Raw genomic sequence first — 18973 nt, forward strand, 5'->3', positions numbered from 1 at the left:
CTAACCGGTATTGCGCAAGCCCGCGGCAATGCCCGCCATGGTCACCATCAGCGCCCGCGAAAGCTCGTGCGAGATGGCGCCATCGGCATCCCGGTTGCGCTGCAGGAGTTCGGCCTGCAATCCGTGCAGCGGGTCGATATAGGGATTGCGCACCTCGATCGCCTGACGAATCAGTGGCGTGTTCTCCAGCAAGCGTTCCTGATCGCGAATCTTCAGCAGCACATCGATCAGATTGCGCAGCCGTTCCCGCAACGACTCGCCAAGGCGCATCAGGGGCGGCTCATCGATCAATCGATGCTCATAATAGGCCGCAATGTCCAGGTCGGACTTGGCCAGCAGCATCTCCAGCATATCGAGATAGGTGCCGAAGAAGGGCCACTCGTTCATCATCTCGCGCAGCCGAGCCATGCCCTCTTCACTTTCGATCCGTCGGGCAAAGGCCTCACCGCTGCCCAGCCATGCCGGCAGCATCAATCGGGTCTGGGTCCAGGCAAAGATCCAGGGGATGGCCCGCAGGGTCTCGACGCCTCCCTCCTGACGGCGCTTGGCCGGCCGAGAACCCAGCGGCAGGCGAGAGAGTGCGGTTTCCGGCGTGACGGCCCGGAAATAGGGGACAAAATCCGGATCCTCGCGTACCACGCTGGTATAGACGCCGTGAGCGCGGGAGGCGAGCTGATCCATCTCCTCGCGCCAGTGTGCCTTCGGCTGCGGCGGTGGCAGCAGCGTGGCCTCCAGCACGGCGCAGGCATAGATCTCCATTGAGCGCACGGCAATACCGGACTGACCGAACTTGAAGCGGATCATTTCGCCCTGCTCGGTTACGCGCAGGCTGTTATCCACCGAACCCGGTGGCTGCGACAGGATGGCGGCATGAGCCGGACCGCCCCCGCGGCCCACGGTACCACCGCGACCGTGAAAGAGCGTCAGCGCCACACCCTGCTCCCGACAGATCTCCACCAGTTGCTCCTGGGCACGATACTGTGCCCAGGCCGCCGCCAGCTGGCCGGCATCCTTGGCGGAATCCGAATAACCGATCATGACTTCCTGACGGTCCTGGATCCAGCGCCTGTACTCGGGCAGTGACAGCAGTCGATCGACCACATCGCCGGCGCGATCGAGATCATCCAGTGTTTCGAACAGCGGCGAGATGGGCAGACGCACATCGCCTCCCATCTCCTTCATCAAAAGAGCCACGGCCAGCACATCGGAGGGCTGACCGGCCATCGAGATCACATAGCTGCCCAGGGATTCGGCGTGCTCGTTACCGATCACCCGGAAGGTTTCCAGGGTCTCCCGGGTTTCCTCCGAACACTCCCAGTGAGCCGGGACCAGTGGCCGGCGGGAGCCGAGCTCTTCGAGCAGGAAACGCTGGCGCTGCTGCTCGTCCCATTCGCCATAACTGCCAAGATTCAGGTAATCGAGCAGCTCTTCGAAAACGGCGGTATGCCGGGAGGATTCCTGCCGCAGATCGAGCCGGGTCAGGGTGACGCCGAAACATGCCACCCGCCGCAGGGTATCCAGCAGCGCCCCGTTGGCGATGGCATCCAGACCACAGTCGCACAGCGAGCGATAGCAGGAGAGCAGCGGGGCGTAGAGCTGTTCGCGGGTTTCGATCACCTCATCGTGATGGGAGAAGGGTTCACCATCGAGACGCGCCTGGGCCCAGTCACGGGTCAGTTCGACGCGCCTGATCAACCGCTTGATGATCTCGCGGTAGGGTTCGGCCGCCTCGCCGGCCTCGGCACGCAATACCGAGGTGGCACGCCACATCGACAGTTCATGGCGCAGCTGTTCGAGATCACGCAGATAGAGATCCGCTGCCATCCAGCGACCCAGCAGCAGCACTTCGCGGGTCACTTCGGCAGTGACATTGGGATTGCCGTCACGGTCTCCGCCCATCCAGGAGGCAAACCGGATCGGCGATGCATCCAGTGGCAGTCGTTCACCGGCGTTGCCAAGCAGCAGGTTGTCGAGATCGCGATAGAACTGGGGAACAGCATCCCAGAGCGAATTCTCGATGACCGCAAAGCCCCAGCGCGCTTCATCCACCGGCGTCGGCCGCTCACGCCGGATTTCATCGGTGTGCCAGGCCTGACTGACCAGCTCGGCCAGTCGACCGCGAACGCGCTCGGCCCGCTCCTGCTGATCGCCGGCTGCTTCAAGCTCGCCCAGGCAGTGATCAATGGCATCGTATTTCTGAATCAGGGTACGTCTGACCACCTCGGTAGGATGCGCAGTCAGTACCAGATCGATACGCATGTCGGCAAACCGCTCGACCAGTGACCGCGCATCATGGCCGGCTTCCTGGACCCGACGGAAGAGATCATCCAGCCGGGGCTGACTGCCGGGGCGATAATCCTCGACGCGCCGGAACCGCGAGCGATAGTGCTGTTCGGCAATATTGGCGAGGTTGAGAAACTGGTTGAAGGCACGAGTCACCGGCAGCAGCTCGCCCTCCGGCAGCCGACGCAGATAGTCGATCAGGGCGGCACGCCCTTCGTGACCTTCCTGGCGCCCGCGCTTGGCGAGTGCCCGGATGGTCTCGATCCGGTCAACGAAATCTTCCCCCAGGTCACTGGCGATGGTGCGTCCCAGATTGTCACCAAGGATGCGAACATTATCGCGCAGCGATTCGTGCAGAACGTTATCGGAACCGGCCTCGAGGGGCGGGACATCCGATACGGACGTATTCGATGCCTGACTCATGACGCCTCGTCTCTGGTGGTTTGTCTATATCCTGAACGGCAGTGGCCGCCAGCACAATGCTGGCTTACTCCGCTGGAGAACCTCCGCCGCCACGATCAGCACTGCCGGCTTCATGCCTCTCGCGCTGCTTGACGCGCTGCCAGCACGCTTCCAGATCGTCAAGCGAGGCCGATGACAGCGCGTTACCGTTCGCCGCAAATGCCTCTTCAACGCCTCGGAAACGCCGCTCGAAACGGCTGTTGGTGCCACGCAGGGCCTGCTCGGGATCAATATCAAGATGACGTGCCAGATTGGTCACCGCAAACAGCAGATCACCCAGCTCGTCACGACTGCGCGAGTGATGGCCCCGGTCGATCTCGACTTCCAGCTCGTCCAGCTCCTCGCGCACCTTGGCCAGCGCTCCGCGGTAGTCCGGCCAGTCGAAACCGACCCGGGAGGCACGACGGGCCAGCTTGTTGGCGCGCGAAAGGGCCGGCAACGCCAGCGGGACATCGTCCAGGGCCGAGCGGGCCGCACGCTCGACACGCTCCTCGGCCTTGCGGGTCTCCCAGCGGGCATGCACCCGATCGGTGGCCACATCTTCGGCCGCGACGCCTTCCCGGCGTGATTCGAGCGTACCCTCGGGAAAGACGTGCGGATGCCGGGCGAGCATCTTGGCAGTCAGCACATGCACGATATCGTGAAAGTCGAAACGCCCTTCCTCCTCGCCGAAGCGGGCGTAATACACGACCTGAAACAACAGATCGGCCAGCTCCCCGGGGAGTTCATCGAAGGCTCGCCGCTCGATGGCATCCGCCACTTCGTGTGCCTCCTCGAGCGTATGAGGCACAATCGAATCCCAGTGCTGTTGCACATCCCAGGGGCAACCGTACTGCGGGTCGCGCAGCACAGCCATCAGCTTCAGCAGATCCTCCAGCCGATGGCGCTTTATCTCCCCGTCGTCAGACCGGAGTTCGTTCATGCCGTGTTCTCCTGCTGGCCACCCTGGCGCAGTCGCTTGATGTCGGTCACGTTGGGCAGTTGCTGAATGCGGCTGAACAGCCGACCCAGCACTTCGAGACCGGCCACTTCCAGTGTCAGACGCAGGGTCGCGAGGTTGTCATTGCGATCGGTCGTGGTATTCACGGAAAGCACGTTGACCTTCTCGCTGGAGAGAACCCCCGTCACATCGCGCAGCAGGTTGGTGCGGTCCCATGCCAGGATCTCGATATCCACCGGATACTGGATCGGCTGACGCTGCCCCCATTCGACCTGCACGATGCGTGCCGGCTCATCACTCTTGAGCTGCAGGATATTGGGACAGTCCTGACGGTGCACGGTGACCCCACGACCCTGGGTAATGAAGCCGAGAATCTGATCACCCGGTACCGGGTGGCAACAGTTGGCCATCTGGGTCTTGAGATTGCCCACACCCAGCACGGTAATGGTATCGGCGCCTTCGGTGCCCTTCTCCTGCTTGCGCGGCCGGGTCAACAGCCGATCGATCTGCTCTTCGTCCTCGTCATGCTCGCCGAACAGCTGCTGCGCCTGAGAAAGTACCTGGCCGATACGCAGATCCCCTGCGCCGATGGCAGCAAACATGTCCTCCGCGGTGGCATGGTTGACTGCCCGCGCCAGTCGCTGACGATCGAGGCTTTCCAGATCGAGCCGCCGGAACTCGCGCTCCAGCAGGGTGCGCCCCTCTTCGAGGTTCTGATCGCGGGCCTGCTGCTTGAACCATGACTGGATTTTGGAGCGCGCCCGCGAAGTCTTCACATAGCCCAGGGAGGGATTGAGCCAGTCGCGGCTGGGACCGCCCTGGGTTGCGGTAAGAATCTCGACCTGCTGACCGGTTCGCAGCCGATAGGTCAGCGGCACGATCCGGCCGTCCACCTTGGCTCCCCGGCACTGGTGGCCGACATCGGTATGAACCCGGTAGGCGAAGTCGATCGGCGTGGAAACCCGGGGCAGGTCGATGACATGGCCCTCGGGCGTGAAGACATAGATGCGATCGGGCGCGATGTCGGTCTGCAACCCCTCGCTGAGGTCGGTCAGTTCGCCGACTTCCTCCTGCCACTCCAGCACCTGCCGCAGCCAGGCGATCTTCTGCTCATAGCTGCGGCTCTTGGAGTCGACATCGGTGCCCTTGTAGCGCCAGTGGGCACAGACGCCCAGTTCGGCTTCCTCGTGCATGGCAAAGGTACGGATCTGAATCTCCAGCACCTTGCCCTCGGGGCCGAAGACCGCCGTATGCAGCGACTGATAACCGTTCTTCTTGGGATTGGCAATATAATCGTCGAATTCGGTGGGCACGTGATGCCACAACGAATGCACGATGCCCAGTACCGTATAACAGTCGGTCACCTCGGGCACCAGAATGCGCACTGCGCGCACATCATGGACCTGGGAGAAGTCGATGTGCTTGCGCTTCATCTTCCGCCAGATCGAATAGATGTGCTTGGCACGGCCACTGATGTCATAGCGGGTGATGTGCTGGGCTTCCAGCAGCCCCTTCAGGGTTTCGATGACATCCAGGATATAGCGATCGCGATCCAGCCGCTTCTCCGCCAGCTGGTGGGCGATGGCCTTGTAGTCGGCCTCGTGCAGATAGCGGAAGGAGAGATCCTCCAGCTCCCATTTGATCTGGCCGATTCCCAGCCGATGGGCCAGCGGCGCATAGATGTCGAATACTTCACGTGCCACTCGCAGGCAGCGCTCGCGCGAGGTATGACGTACCTGGCGCAGCATGCAGGTACGTTCGGCAATCTTGATCAGCGCCACCCGGACATCATCCACCATGGCCACCAGCATCTTGCGCAGGTTCTCCTGCTGATTGTGCTGGCTGAGCCGATTTTCCGGGGCCTGCAGCTGGCTGATGGCAGCCATGCGCAATACACCATCGATCAGCCCGGCCACTTCCGGGCCGAAGCGTTTCTCCACACCAGCATGATCGATCAGCCCTTCCCTGACGCAGCGATACAGCACGGCCGCAATCAGGGTTTCCTGATCGAGCTGCAACCCTGCGAGGATTTCGGCCATCTCCAGCCCGATCCTCAGGCTGGCACCGGGGTCACGCCAGCTCGGCAGCTCCTGCTCGGCCTTTTCCGACAGTGCATTCGCCAGCTGACAGGCCTGCTCGAGCCGTTCGGGCTCACGCAGGGCAATCTCTTCCTGCAGACGGGTCAGCCAGGTCGTGACGTCAATGCGACCACGACTGTCCAGCGGCTGATCTTCTCGCACCTTGACCATGGGATGCCCTCGAATTCGGCAGCCTTGTTATTGCCCGATTATCGCTCGTCCACTCGCCTGAGCAGCAGCACGCTCTCCTGGTGCGATGTCTGGGGAAACATGTCTGCGACCGCAGCCCGTTCGATGCGATAACCGCCCTCCACCAGTATGCGAACATCACGCGCCAGGGTCGCCGGATCACAGGAGATATAGACCACCCTGGCCGGTTGAGCCATTGCCAACTGGCGTGCCAGTGTCCGGGCACCGCTGCGGGGCGGGTCGAGCACCACCAGATCCGCCCGGTCCGGCTCGGCGACGGCCAGCGAGGCATACTCGGCCAGATCGGCCACGCGAGCGGTGATCTGCCGCGCCAGCCCGTTGCGCGCAGCGTTGTGCTGCAGCCGATCGACCATGGCGGCACGCCCTTCCAGTGCCGTGACCCGTGCCCCAAGGGCGGCCAGCGGCAGGGTGAAATTGCCGACCCCGGCAAACAGGTCGAGCACCTGCTCACCCGGCCCCACCTCACTCCACTCGAGCACCGTGTTCACCAGCTGTTGATTGACGGCGGCATTGGCCTGCAGGAAGTCCCCCGGTGCCAGCTCGAGCGTCACGGGCCCGTTTCCGGCCACGTTCACGGTCTGCTGCAGCGGTGGCCCGTCATCGAGCCTGTGCCATACGGGCTGCTCGCGCCCGATGCCCATCACCAGGGCCAGCTGATGCTCATCGGCGAAGGCACGCCAGCGCTCGATGTCACCGGGCACCTCGCGCAGCTGACGAATGCTCAGGCAGCACTGCCCGTCCAGCTCGAGCAGTTCGACATGTCCCACGCGGCGTGGCGCCTCGAGCTGCTCGAGCTGATGACGCAACGGTTTTAACAGCGCTTCCAGCCGGGGGGTCAGAATCGGACACTGGGTGATGTTGAACAGGTTGTCCTGACTGCGGCGGCGAAAACCGAAATACAGGGCACCGTCACTGTCCACCCGCACCCCCAGCCGGGCCCGGCGCCGATAGCCGTAACCGGCAGACTGTCGGGCATCATCACCGATCAGTTCGATCTCCGGCAGGATCAGGTCATGATGAGCAAACTGCTCCGTCAGCACGGCCCTGCGATGCGCCCGCTGGGCATCCAGCGCCTGGTGCTGCAGATCGCATCCGCCGCACTGCCCGAAATGGGTGCAGGCTGGCGTAACCCGTTCGGGTACCAGCGCCAGCAGTTCACGCACATGTGCCTCGTCGTAGCGACGATGTTCGGCATGCACGGCCACGATGACCCGTTCGCCGGGCAGCGCTCGCTCGACAAAGAGCGTCTTGCCCTCTGCGTTGCGCGCCACACCCCGGCCATCGTGTGCCTGACGCTCGATGAGCAGCTGCCCGTCCTGTGGCGGTTCACTTCGGGCTGTCGAAGTGCGGCGTCGTTTCGGTCGTTCGGCGACCGGCCGGCGAGTTCCCAGTCGAGCCATGGCGCTACTGCTGCCCGGGCGCATAGAGACCGGTGGAGAGATAGCGATCTCCCCGGTCACAGACAATGAAGGCGATCACGGCGTTCTCGACCTCTTCGGCAATCCGCAGCGCTCCGGCCAGCGCCCCGCCGGAGGAGACACCGGCCAGGATGCCTTCCTCCCTGGCCAGCCGACGCATATGCTCTTCCGCCTCGTGCTGGCCGATGTCGAGCACCCGATCCACCCGGGCCTGATCAAAGATCGAGGGACGATAGGCTTCCGGCCAGCGCCGGATACCCGCGATCTTCGCGCCATCCTCGGGCTGCAGGCCGATGATCTGGACGGCCTCGTTGCGCTCCTTGAGATAGCGCGACACCCCCATGATGGTGCCGGTGGTCCCCATCGAGCTGACGAAATGAGTGATGGTGCCCCCGGTCTGGCGCCACAGTTCGGGCCCGGTCGTCTCGTAGTGCGCCAGCGGATTGTCGTGATTGGCGAACTGATCGAGCGGCTTGCCCCGCCCTTCGCCAATCATCCGCTGCGCCAGATCGCGGGCGCCCTCCATGCCCTCCTCGCCGGTCACCTCGATCAGCTCGGCCCCATAGGCCGCCATTGCCTGCTTGCGCTCGGCGCTGGCGGTCTCCGGCATGATCAGTACCATGCGATAGCCCTTGATGGCTGCGGCCATTGCCAGCGCAATGCCGGTATTGCCGGAGGTCGCCTCGATCAGGGTATCGCCCGGTGCGATCTCCCCCCGGGCTTGCGCATGAGCCAGCATCGACAGCGCCGGACGATCCTTGACCGAGCCGGCGGGGTTATCGCCTTCCAGCTTCGCCAGCAGCACATTGTTGCGACCGGCGGTCATTCGCTTGAGCTGCACCAGCGGCGTATTACCCACGATCTGCTCGAGGGTCGGATATGCCATTGCCTTCTCCTGTCCCGCATGTGCCTTCCGGCCATGGTTCATGCCGCAGGTCACGCCTGCGCGATAGCCGGCATTATACTCGCCCACCCTGAGCGCGTCAGGGCGAACACCGCCCTCTCAGTGTTGATGCGCGTCATCACCATGGTCGTGATCATGCGCTTCCAGAGCCTGTACCAGACCGGCCTCCTGGCCTGCGATGATCAGACGCTTCATTTCCGCCACGGCGTCCTTGAGTCCCACGAACAGTGCCCGGGCAATGATCGAATGACCAATGTTGAGCTCGTTGATGCCGCCGATGGCCGCAATCGCTTCGACATTATGATAATGCAGGCCGTGACCGGCATTGACGATCAGCCCCAGATCACCGGCCATTTCGGCCGCAGCCGCGACCCGGGCGTGCGCCTCCCGAGCCCTGTTGCCGGTGGCTTCAGCGTACTCGCCGGTATGCAGCTCAACGGTCGGCACCCCCAGCTGATGAGCCGCCTGGATCTGTGCAGGCTCGGGATCGATGAACAGGGAGACCTCGCAGCCCGCTGCCGCCAGCCGCTGGCAGGCTGTCCCGATGCGCTCTCGATCACCGGCAACATCCAGCCCGCCCTCGGTGGTCAACTCGGCACGCTTTTCCGGCACCAGACAGACGTGCGCCGGCCGGAGCCGTTCGGCCAGGCTCACCATCTCTTCGGTCACCGCCATTTCAAGGTTCATGCGCGTGTTGAGCATTTGGCTCATCAGCTCGACATCGCGGTCCTGAATATGGCGACGATCCTCGCGCAGATGCAGGGTGATTCCGTCGGCGCCGGCTTCCTCGGCCAACAGGGCAGCCTGTACGGGGTCGGGAAACCGGGTGCCACGGCTCTGACGCAGCGTGGCAACATGATCGATATTGACGCCCAGCTGGATACGCGGTGGATGCATGGCACTACTCCTGTTACAGATTGTTCGCAATCATCCCGGCCGGAGGCCCCGAACCCGGAATGCCGAGATACCTTCATTCGGATCTGGTGTGACGACGTCGCACAATCAGATCCTGCATCAGCTCCCGTGAACGCAGTGGGCGATCGCCCAGCAGGGGCGCCAGTGCAGCCCGGGCCAGCGCCCGGGCCACGCCCGCCAGCCCGGGTGCCTCCCAGTCATCACGCGACAGCCACAGCAGCGCCCGCCCATCCAGACCTGCCTCATCCTGCGCCGCCATCCGAAAGCGGCGCCAGTGTGGCTGATAGATGTAGCGTGCCGAAGGCTCAAGCGGTGTATCGCGCTCCGTCAGAAAGACCGGATCAGCGTCCAGACTCTCCAGCAGGGTAATTTCGAAACGACGCAGCGCACTGGCCCGTCGAGCCGGCACCGGGAGCGCCTCGAGCAATGCGCCATAAAAGATGAAAACCCGCTGTGCCGGGAGCTCCAGCGGCAGACAACGGGTCAGCAGCTCATTGGCATAGAAGCCGCACAACAGACCTTCACCTGCCAGCATGGCGCCCGGGCCTCCGGACTCGATCAGCCGCAGGGTCTTGAGTTCGCCCTCGCCCACCCAGGTCAGGTGCAGCGGAGAGAATGGCTGCAGACGATGCCGCGTTCGACTGCCGGGACGCATGGCGCCCCGTGCCACGGCACGAATCCGGCCGTGCTCCGCGCTGATCAGATCCACCAGCGCACTGGTTTCACGGTAGGCCCTGCGATGTAGTAGATAGGCCGGTTGGGGTTGCATGACCGGGCTCCACGCATTCATACCGGCAATCCTGACTGCCGGAGCAGTGTGATCCGGTGCCGTTGGCAAGCGGCGGTACTGCAGGAACAGCACCCCGGAAACAGATTCAGAAGCAGCCCCGCCACGCGCCTGCGCAGCCAGCCGAGGCTGCCTGCCGACCGCCGGTCGGGGCCGAAGCACCTGCTCCGTCGAACTCAGTCGAGGTCGTAGCCCAGACTCTTCAGCGCCCTGGCGTCATCCGACCAGCCACTGCGCACCTTGACCCAGAGCTTCAGCATCACCTTGCAGTCAAACGCCCGCTCCATGTCGACACGGGCTTCACTGCCGATCTTCTTGAGCCGCTGACCGCTTTCACCGATCAGGATCTTCTTCTGCCCATCCCGCTCGACCAGCAGCAGGGCATGGATATAAATGATCGAGCCTTCGTCACTGAACTGCTCGATCTCGACCGTCATCTGATAGGGCAGCTCGTCCCCCAGCTGACGCATGACCTTCTCGCGTACCAGTTCCGCCGCCAGAAAGCGTTCGCTGCGATTGGTGATCTGGTCTTCGGGAAAGAAATGGACATTGGGCGAAAGATGTCGGGTCACTTCGGTCTCGAGTTCCTCGACCTGGGTGCCATGGCGCGCCGATACCGGCAGGATGGCGGCAAATTCGCGCTTCTGCGACAGCGCCGACAGCCAGGGCAGCAGCGCCGCCTTGTCCTTCATCCGATCGACCTTGTTGACGACCGCAATCACCGGTACCGAGACCCCGCTCAGACGCTTGAGCACGATCTCGTCCTCGTCCGTCCAGCGGTCACGATCAATGATGAAGACCACGCAGTCGACATCCCGCAGCGCCTGGGTGGCAGCCTGGTTCATGAACTGATTGATGGCGCGATTGCGATCACGCTGCATCTGATGCATGCCGGGCGTGTCGACATAGACGGTCTGGAGCTCGCCCTCCGTCTTGACCCCCATGATCTGATGTCGGGTCGTCTGCGGCCTGCGCGAGGTGATCGACAGCTTCTGCCCCAGAATACGATTCATCAGGGTGGATTTGCCCACATTGGGACGGCCGACGATGGCCACGAAACCGCAGCGCGTGGCCGGCGGCGTCGAAAGATCGATTTCTTCTTCACTCATGAGCTTGCTCCACCCGTACCATGACGGGGCTCGAGACGCGCCAGCGCCTGTTCGGCCGCCTGCTGTTCGGCATGACGGCGGCTGGATCCGCTGCCGGTAGTGGCATCTTCCAGGGCACTGACATGGCAGCTGACCCGAAAGGTCTGGGCATGTGCCTCGCCCTCCACCTCCAGCACCTCGTACTGCGGCAGCGCCAGCTGGCGTGACTGCAGAAACTCCTGCAGCCGTGTCTTGGGGTCCTTCTGATTGTCCTGCAGGTTCAGATCCTCGAGACGATGCGCATACCAGGCGAGTACCCGTTCGCGCACCGATTCCATGTCGCTGTCCAGATAGATCGCCCCGATCACGGCTTCCATGGCATCGGCGAGGATGGATTCGCGCCGGTTGCCACCGCTTTTCATCTCGCCCGAGCCGAGCCTGAGTACCGGCCCGAGCTGAAATTCGCGAGCCAGTTCGGCCAGGGTCTGCCCCTTGACCAGACGCGCCCGCAGCCTGGAAAGCTGACCTTCACGCGCCTGGGGAAAGCGTGCAAACAGCGCTTCAGCGATCACGAAATTGACGATCGAGTCGCCCAGAAATTCCAGCCGCTCGTTGTTCCGACCGCCGAAGCTGCGATGCGTCAGGGCCAGCTCGAGCAGTTCGGGCTGATGGAAAGCATAGCCGAGGCGACGGCTCAGATCATCGAATGAGCTGCTCACCGCTTCCTCCGCGCCAGGTTCATGCTGCTCATTAACGCTCTCGTTAGCTGTCAGGTGACTCGTGATTCAGTGCAACAGACGCGCCTGGGTAAAATCGGGCAGTCCACCCTTCCAGTGCATCCAGACGGCAAAGGCCTTGCCGACGATATTGTTCTCCGGCACGAAGCCCCAGTAGCGGCTGTCATTGGAGTGATCGCGATTGTCACCCATCATGAAGTAATGCCCCGGCGGCACCGTGATTTCACGCATCTGCGGGCCGGGGTCATTGGGATTGTTGTAGATCCGGTGATCACGGCCGAACAGATGCTCCAGCAGCAGATCCTCTTCGGGGTTGGCAGCCGGCGCATCGTCGAGCAGCTCCTTGGGCACCGGCTTGCCATTGACGTACAGCTGCTTGTTTTCGTAACGAATATGATCTCCCGGCACGCCGATGACACGCTTGATGAAATCGACATCGGGTTCCTGCGGGAAGCGGAAAACCATGATATCGCCTCGCTGAGGCTCGCCGACATCGAGAATCCGGGTATGCACGACCGGCAGCCGCAGACCATAGGCAAACTTGTTGACCACAATGAAATCGCCGACCTTGAGCGTCGGCCGCATCGACCCCGAGGGGATCTGAAAGGGCTCGATCAGGAAGGAGCGCAGGAGCAGTACTACCAGCAGTACCGGAAAGAAGGAGCGTGCGTAGTCCACATACCATGGATCACGCTGTGCCCGAACCCGCCGGCGGCGTCCGGAGGTCCCGGCGGCCGTTTCGCTGGCCGCATGATCAGCCGCCGGGCCCGGCGCCGTACGAAGCCGCCGCAACAGGACCAGATCCAGCAGCCAGACCAGGCCGGTCACGGCCACGGCGAGCACGAGCAAAAGGGTGAAATCCATCGTCGCTTCCTGTTTCCTGTGCGGAGCCGAACGCCCCGGCGCGAGTCATCGCGGCAGCGGCATCACGCTACTGCGCACATCTCAATCATTGACCTTGAGCACTGCAAGGAAGGCATCCTGCGGAATTTCCACCCGGCCGACCTGCTTCATGCGCTTCTTGCCCTGCTTCTGGCGATCCAGCAGCTTGCGCTTGCGCGAAACGTCGCCGCCATAGCACTTGGCCGTGACATTCTTGCGCAGTGCCTTGACGGTAGAACGAGCGACAACGTGTCCGCCAAGTGCAGCCTGGATGGCAACATCGAACATCTGCCGTGGCACCATCTCCTGCATCTTTTCGACCAGTACACGGCCACGCGAATGCGCCTGATCGCGATGAACAATGGTCGCCAGAGCGTCCACGCGATCACCGTTGATCAGTACGTCCAGCCGCGCCAGTTTCGCGGCCTCGAAGCGCTCGAAGCTGTAATCCAGCGAGGAGTAGCCCTTCGAAATCGACTTCAGCCGATCGAAGAAATCCATCACCACCTCACTCATCGGCAGCTCGTAGGTCAGCTGCATCTGGTTGCCCAGCACCTGCATGTCCAGCTGCACGCCGCGACGCACCACGCACTCGTTGATGACATTCCCCACGAACTCCTGGGGCACCAGGATACTGGCACGCACGATCGGCTCACGAATCTCGCTGACCGTGCCCATGTCGGGCAGTTTGGAAGGATTGGAGACATACATCATCTCCCCGTCTTCCATCACCAGCTCGTAGATGACGGTCGGCGCGGTCGTCAGCAGATCGAGATTGTATTCGCGTTCCAGCCGCTCCTGAATGATCTCCATGTGCAGCGTGCCGAGAAAACCGACACGGAAGCCGAAACCGAGAGCATCGGAATTTTCCGGGATGTAATCCAGCGAGGCATCGTTGAGCGCCAGCTTCTCCAGCGCATCACGGAACTCCTCGTAGTCATCGGCACTGATCGGGAACATGCCGGCGTAAACCTGCGGCTTGACCTTCTGGAAGCCGGGCAAACGCTGTACCTCGGGGGTTTTCGCATGCGTGATGGTATCGCCCACCGGTGCCCCATGGATGTCCTTGATGCCGGCGATCACGAACCCGACCTCGCCGGCACGCAACTGCCCGGTGGTTTTCTGGCGAGGAGTGAATATGCCGATGTCGCTGACTTCCCATTCGCGACCGGTCGATTTCATCAGGATCCTGTCACCCTTTTTCAGGGTGCCATCGAACAGCCGAACCAGGGATACCACGCCCTGGTAGTTGTCGAACCAGGAGTCGATGATCAGTGCCTGTACCGGCGCATCAGGATCGCCCCTGGGCTCCGGAATATCGGTAATCAGTCGTTCGAGCAGGGCTTCCATGCCCAGACCGCTCTTGGCGGAGACCCGGCAGGCATCGGTAGCCTCGAGCCCGATAATCTCCTCGATCTCGTGGGCCACCCGCTCCGGATCGGCCTGGGGCAGATCGATCTTGTTGAGCACCGGCAGTACTTCAAGATCCTGTTCGATGGCGGTATAGCAGTTGGCGACCGACTGGGCTTCGACCCCCTGACTGGCATCCACTACCAGCAGTGCACCCTCGCAGGCGTAGAGCGACCGCGATACCTCATAGGAAAAGTCGACGTGACCGGGGGTATCGATGAAGTTGAGCTGATAGACGGTGCCATCCGCAGCGGTATAGTCCAGCGTGACCGACTGGGCCTTGATGGTGATCCCGCGCTCACGTTCGAGATCCATCGAATCCAGGACCTGCTCGCGGATATCACGCTCACTCAGCCCGCCACAGATCTGAATGATGCGGTCGGCCAGCGTGGACTTGCCGTGATCAATGTGGGCAATGATCGAAAAGTTGCGAATGTGCTTTAGTTTTCCGTCACTTGCGTCAGTTGCCATGTAGTCTATTGCGCCTTTGTGTACATGCATGGGTACACGTTCTGCAGGATAGGTCAGCTCGGCTGACACGAATGGGCGCATTGTATCTATTAAGACGTCCAGCGACCATCTATGGTGGCACTTCGTTCAGCAGAATGGCCGGCAACCTGATCGAGCCGGCCCCGGATGAGCATAGGGCCGGCACCCCTATCGGATGCCGGCCCTGCCATCAACGAAGCGGACCATGTCGCCATGACGGCCCCGTTTCGATTACCGCGTTACTGCTTGTCCTGTGCCTGCAGCCGCAGCGCCACGAACAGCGGCGTACCATTGCGCGAGATACGCACCGGTACCGCCTGGTCCTTCGGCAGCTGGCCGATCACTTCCCGCAGCTTCGACACCGAGTCGATCGCTTGCCGATTGACTTCGACAATCACGTCGCCACGCTGGATACCGGCCCTGGCCGCTGCACCGCCGGCATCGACCCGCTGCACCAGGACACCGTTGTCCACGCCCAGCTGACCGAGCTGATCTACATCGAGACCGGTTACCGCCAGCCCCATGCTGGGCTGATTGTTGTGCTGGCCGCTATCGACCTCGCCACTCTCGTTCTCGTCCGGCCAGTTGCCGACCCTGACGATCACCTTCTGCTGTTCGCCGTTGCGCAACAGCTCGAGATCCACCTTCTCGCCGGGAGAGACCCTGCCGATGATGCGCGGCAGCACATCGGAACTCGAGATGTTCTGCCCCTCGGCCGACAGTACGATATCACCGGATTGCAATCCTGCCTTCGCTGCAGGGCTATCGGGCGCCACCTGCGCGATCAGTGCACCGCGCGCCCTGTCCAGTCCGAACGAGTCGGCCAGATCACGCGACACCGGCTGAATCACCACGCCCAGCCAGCCGCGGCTGACATGACCATTCTCCTTGAGCTGGTCGGCAACATTCATGGCCACATTGATCGGTATGGCGAACGAAACCCCCATGAACCCGCCACTGCGGGTGAAGATCTGCGAGTTGATACCGACCACCTGGCCATCGAGGTTGAACAGCGGCCCGCCGGAGTTGCCCGGATTGATGGCCACATCGGTCTGGATGAACGGCACATAGGTCTCGCTGGGCAGGGTACGATTGATGGCACTGACGATCCCGGCTGTCACCGAATGATCGAAGCCGAAGGGCGAGCCGATCGCGGCCACCCACTCGCCGGTCTGCAGCGAGTCCGAATCGCCGATGTTCAGGGTCGGGAGATCATCGGCCTCGACCTTCAGCAGCGCGATATCGGTCTTCTTGTCCCTGCCGACCAGAGTGGCATCCAGCTCCCGCCGATCGTTGAGCCGGACCTTGATCTGATCGGCCTCGTCGACTACATGGGCATTGGTCAGGATGTAGCCATCCTGGCTGATGATGAATCCGGACCCCAGCGAGTGCAGCTCTTCACTGCCGCTGCCACCGCCCTGCCCCCGACCGAAGCCGGGCGGCATCTGATCGCCGAAGAAGTGACGAAAGATATCCGGCAGCTGACCATTGGGGCCCATGCTGTTGTTGTCCACCTCACGTGTGGTGGAAATATTGACAACCGCCGGGGCCGCCTGCTTCACCAGACTGGTGAAATCGGGCAGCCCCTTGCGGATTTCGGGATTGTCGGCGGCCTTGGCCGGAGACATCAGGCCCGCCACGGCCAGCAGCAGCACACAGACTGCCAGCAGGGAGTACAGTTGCCGCAGGGTACTCCCGAACCTGGCGGAAACAGGTACACGGGGCAGGGTTTGTCGATACATCATCGATCAGGCTCCTGAGCGCTGAAAGGGATCGTTACTCTTTAACGGTTCATGCCAATGCCCTGTCGAATGAATGCCTGCAAGAGCACGGATTCGACAGCTGCACCCTCCCTATTGACGCTGCAGGCATCGCGAAGTTCACAGCCGGTTACAATTTTGGCCTGCAGGGGCATGGCACCCCTGCCACCGCCTGCACAGGAGTTGGCGCAACAGCGCTCAGGAGGAGGGAGAAGCACCGCCGGCAGCGGGTGCGGCCGCGGTTTCGGCTTCTGCATCGTTGCCGGACTGCCAGTCGATACCGGAAACGGTGTGGGTCAGCACCTCGGTGGGCACCTCTCCCACGGCAACCAGCTGCCAGCTCTGTCGGTCATGACTCAGATGGCGGGAGGCCGCGCGGAAGTTTCCCAGCTGATGCACGCCCTCGCGCAGTGATACGGCCTCATCGAGCGGCCCGAGAAAAACGCTGAGCGTTGACAGGCCATCGCTGTAGAGCTGACGGCGCATGGTAACGCCATCAATGACCACTTCGTCATCGACCGGCTGGGGATAGAACCCTGGTGGCAGCCACTGGGGCGACCAGCGGGACTCGGGAAGCCGGCGGCGGTCGGGTAGTGCCAGTTGACCGGCATACAGGCTGACATCGGACAGACTGGCCAGCTGGATCACTTCCAGCGGATCCCCCTGCCGACCCAGCAGTTGCTGTTTCAGCAGCAGGCCGGTCGTGCGATCCAGCCAGAGACGGTGGCCGTAACGCAGCGCATCGCGCGGCTGAATATCAATGACCACCGCCTCGCGATCGGCCACCCGGCTCTGGCCGACCATTCGGAACCGGTAGTGCCGCTTCATGGCCGTTACCACATCATCCTCATCACCACCGGCTCGATTCAGGGCCTCGGCAGCAATCTGCCAGCGACGCTCGAGATGAGCATTGCTGCGGACATCCGGATGAGGGCCATCCAGAAAACGCGTGGTTTCCCATTCACCCTCGTCACTGACGCGATGCCGGATCTCGACGGTACGAATACCACCGGGGCCGATACGCATGGCCACCGCGCGAAAGTCATGGCAGCGGCCCGCCATGATGCTGTAGGCAAACCACTGATCGGCCTGCTCCGGAGTACGCTGCTCCTTCAGGAGGCTGCAATCGATACGACCGGCTGCCAGACCGGTCATCGGCAGAGCCGACATGAGCGTGCCCAGCAGCAGTGCGCCAGTCCGACGATGCATTCAGGGCTGACTCGCGGTACGCCCGCCGCCGGCAGGCTGCACGACCGGCATCCAGCTGTTGCTGACATGGTAGCCGGCCTGCTCGACATGGCGGTTCAGATAGCTCTGCAGCACCTTCGCCTGGGCGCGCTCGTCCTGTGGCGGCTGATCGGTAGCCGTCAGCCAGCCGGGAGTCGCCCCCACGGTCATGGCACCACTGCGCGCCGATCGGTTCAGGGCTGCCGGTTCCGCGCCATCGCCGGCGCGTGATGGCGACCAGTTCCGCGACTCCCGCTGGGTAGCCAGTTCGGACATGCCGGGGTCGCTGCCCTGACCGCCTCGATAGACCTGAACACCGGTAATGACCATGAGACTGACCGCGGCAGCAATGGCGGCACTGCCCACGAACGAAAACGGTGTCCCCCGCCGCCCGGCGGAATTGTCGGTTTCCTCTTCCGTCGCAGCAGTTTCTTCACTGATCCGCGCGGCTACCGCCGCCGAGATATCAGCGTTGACATCAATATCCCGCTCGCGACCGATGGCACTGCGGACCAGATGGTAGCGACGCCAGGTATCGGCTTCCTCGGGCGCGGCATCGAGGGATTTCAACACCCGCCGCAGTTCGAGTTCATCACCCTCGCCATCCATCAGCGCAGACAGTGATTCCCGTACCTTCTGATTCATCCCGAAACCCTCACACTCGGCGTGACCGATTTGCCACTACCCTCATTGACACCGGAAACGCCGACAAGTTTAGTCGCGACGCTTATCCGGCTCGCCGGACTACTCATGTACCACATCATCAGCCTGCTCCGGATGCAACAGCGGACGAATACGGTTATCAACCGCTTCACGTGCCCGAAAGATCCGGGAGCGGACGGTGCCCACGGGACACTGCATGATCTGGGCAATATCCTCATAGGCGAGCCCGTCGAACTCGCGCAGCGTAATGGCGGTCCGCAGATCCTCCGGCAGGTTGTTGATCGCCTCGAATACCACCGTTTCAAGCTGATCGCGGGCGATGGCGGCTTCGGGGGTATCGATATCCGACAGGCGACCACTGGTATCGACCACCTCGGCATCACTGATATCGAGATCGCTGCCCGGCGGACGACGCCCGCGAGCCACGAGATGATTCTTGGCCGTATTGATGGCGATCCGATAGATCCATGTATAAAAGGCACTCTCGTTACGAAAGCGCGGCAACGCCCGGTAGGCCTTGATAAAGGCCTCCTGGGCGACATCCTGGACCTCGGCCTGATCGTGGACATAGCGACCGATCAGACCAATGAGCTTGTGCTGATATTTCTTGACGAGCAGATCGAAGGCGCGCGAATCCCCCTTCTGAGCCCGATCAACCAGCTGCGCATCGGTTTCCCTCACGCCCATCCGTCCCCTCCCGGTCGGAGAGTCCGGTGACCT

General features: G+C 62.5%; 15 protein-coding genes. All 15 read right to left on the reverse strand.

Annotated features, from left to right (window positions below; genetic code table 11):
- The 15 genes from ppc to rpoE all read right to left on the reverse strand — a co-directional run bounded on the left by ppc (position 1) and on the right by rpoE (position 18940).
- Positions 1-2706, reverse strand: a complete 2706-nt coding sequence (gene ppc, locus C7446_RS06235; protein ID WP_121172228.1) for a phosphoenolpyruvate carboxylase — start codon at positions 2704-2706, stop codon at positions 1-3.
- Between the two features lie 64 nt (positions 2707-2770).
- Positions 2771-3667: a nucleoside triphosphate pyrophosphohydrolase gene (mazG, locus tag C7446_RS06240; RefSeq protein WP_121172229.1), complete on the reverse strand. Its 897-nt coding sequence runs from the start codon at positions 3665-3667 to the stop codon at positions 2771-2773.
- A complete protein-coding gene (gene relA / locus C7446_RS06245; RefSeq protein WP_121172230.1) occupies positions 3664-5934 on the reverse strand; it encodes a GTP diphosphokinase in 2271 nt (756 codons plus the stop codon). The genes mazG and relA overlap by 4 nt, the downstream gene beginning before the upstream one ends.
- A gap of 38 nt (positions 5935-5972) precedes the next feature.
- Positions 5973-7373 (reverse strand): methyltransferase domain-containing protein, encoded by a 1401-nt coding sequence (locus C7446_RS06250; protein WP_121172231.1) that lies wholly within the window; start codon positions 7371-7373, stop codon positions 5973-5975.
- Between the two features lie 4 nt (positions 7374-7377).
- On the reverse strand, positions 7378-8277 hold the full coding sequence (cysM, locus tag C7446_RS06255; protein WP_121172232.1) for a cysteine synthase CysM: 900 nt from the start codon (positions 8275-8277) through the stop codon (positions 7378-7380).
- Between the two features lie 117 nt (positions 8278-8394).
- Positions 8395-9192 (reverse strand): pyridoxine 5'-phosphate synthase, encoded by a 798-nt coding sequence (gene pdxJ, locus C7446_RS06260; protein WP_121172233.1) that lies wholly within the window; start codon positions 9190-9192, stop codon positions 8395-8397.
- Positions 9193-9265: 73 nt separating this feature from the next.
- On the reverse strand, positions 9266-9979 hold the full coding sequence (recO, locus tag C7446_RS06265) for a DNA repair protein RecO (RefSeq protein WP_121172358.1): 714 nt from the start codon (positions 9977-9979) through the stop codon (positions 9266-9268).
- 194 nt (positions 9980-10173) lie between these two features.
- A complete protein-coding gene (era, locus tag C7446_RS06270; protein ID WP_121172234.1) occupies positions 10174-11106 on the reverse strand; it encodes a GTPase Era in 933 nt (310 codons plus the stop codon).
- Positions 11103-11804 (reverse strand): ribonuclease III, encoded by a 702-nt coding sequence (gene rnc / locus C7446_RS06275; RefSeq protein ID WP_121172235.1) that lies wholly within the window; start codon positions 11802-11804, stop codon positions 11103-11105. Before rnc ends, era begins: the two co-directional genes overlap by 4 nt.
- A gap of 66 nt (positions 11805-11870) precedes the next feature.
- Entirely contained in the window at positions 11871-12686 is an 816-nt protein-coding gene (gene lepB / locus C7446_RS06280; protein ID WP_121172236.1) for a signal peptidase I, read from the reverse strand.
- Between the two features lie 81 nt (positions 12687-12767).
- Complete coding sequence (gene lepA / locus C7446_RS06285) at positions 12768-14585, reverse strand: translation elongation factor 4 (RefSeq protein WP_121172237.1); 1818 nt, start codon at positions 14583-14585, stop codon at positions 12768-12770.
- Positions 14586-14842: 257 nt separating this feature from the next.
- Positions 14843-16231 carry a DegQ family serine endoprotease gene (locus C7446_RS06290; RefSeq protein ID WP_121172359.1) on the reverse strand — a complete coding sequence of 463 codons (1389 nt, stop codon included), beginning with the start codon at positions 16229-16231 and terminating at the stop codon, positions 14843-14845.
- A gap of 330 nt (positions 16232-16561) precedes the next feature.
- Positions 16562-17572 (reverse strand): MucB/RseB C-terminal domain-containing protein, encoded by a 1011-nt coding sequence (locus tag C7446_RS06295; RefSeq protein ID WP_121172238.1) that lies wholly within the window; start codon positions 17570-17572, stop codon positions 16562-16564.
- Entirely contained in the window at positions 17573-18235 is a 663-nt protein-coding gene (locus C7446_RS06300) for a sigma-E factor negative regulatory protein (protein ID WP_121172239.1), read from the reverse strand. It lies immediately after the preceding gene.
- A 99-nt stretch (positions 18236-18334) separates the two neighbouring features.
- Positions 18335-18940 carry an RNA polymerase sigma factor RpoE gene (gene rpoE / locus C7446_RS06305; protein ID WP_121172240.1) on the reverse strand — a complete coding sequence of 202 codons (606 nt, stop codon included), beginning with the start codon at positions 18938-18940 and terminating at the stop codon, positions 18335-18337.
- Positions 18941-18973 lie beyond the last annotated feature (33 nt).

This window comes from Kushneria sinocarnis, assembly GCF_003633775.1.
Classification (GTDB): Bacteria; Pseudomonadota; Gammaproteobacteria; order Pseudomonadales; family Halomonadaceae; genus Kushneria; species Kushneria sinocarnis.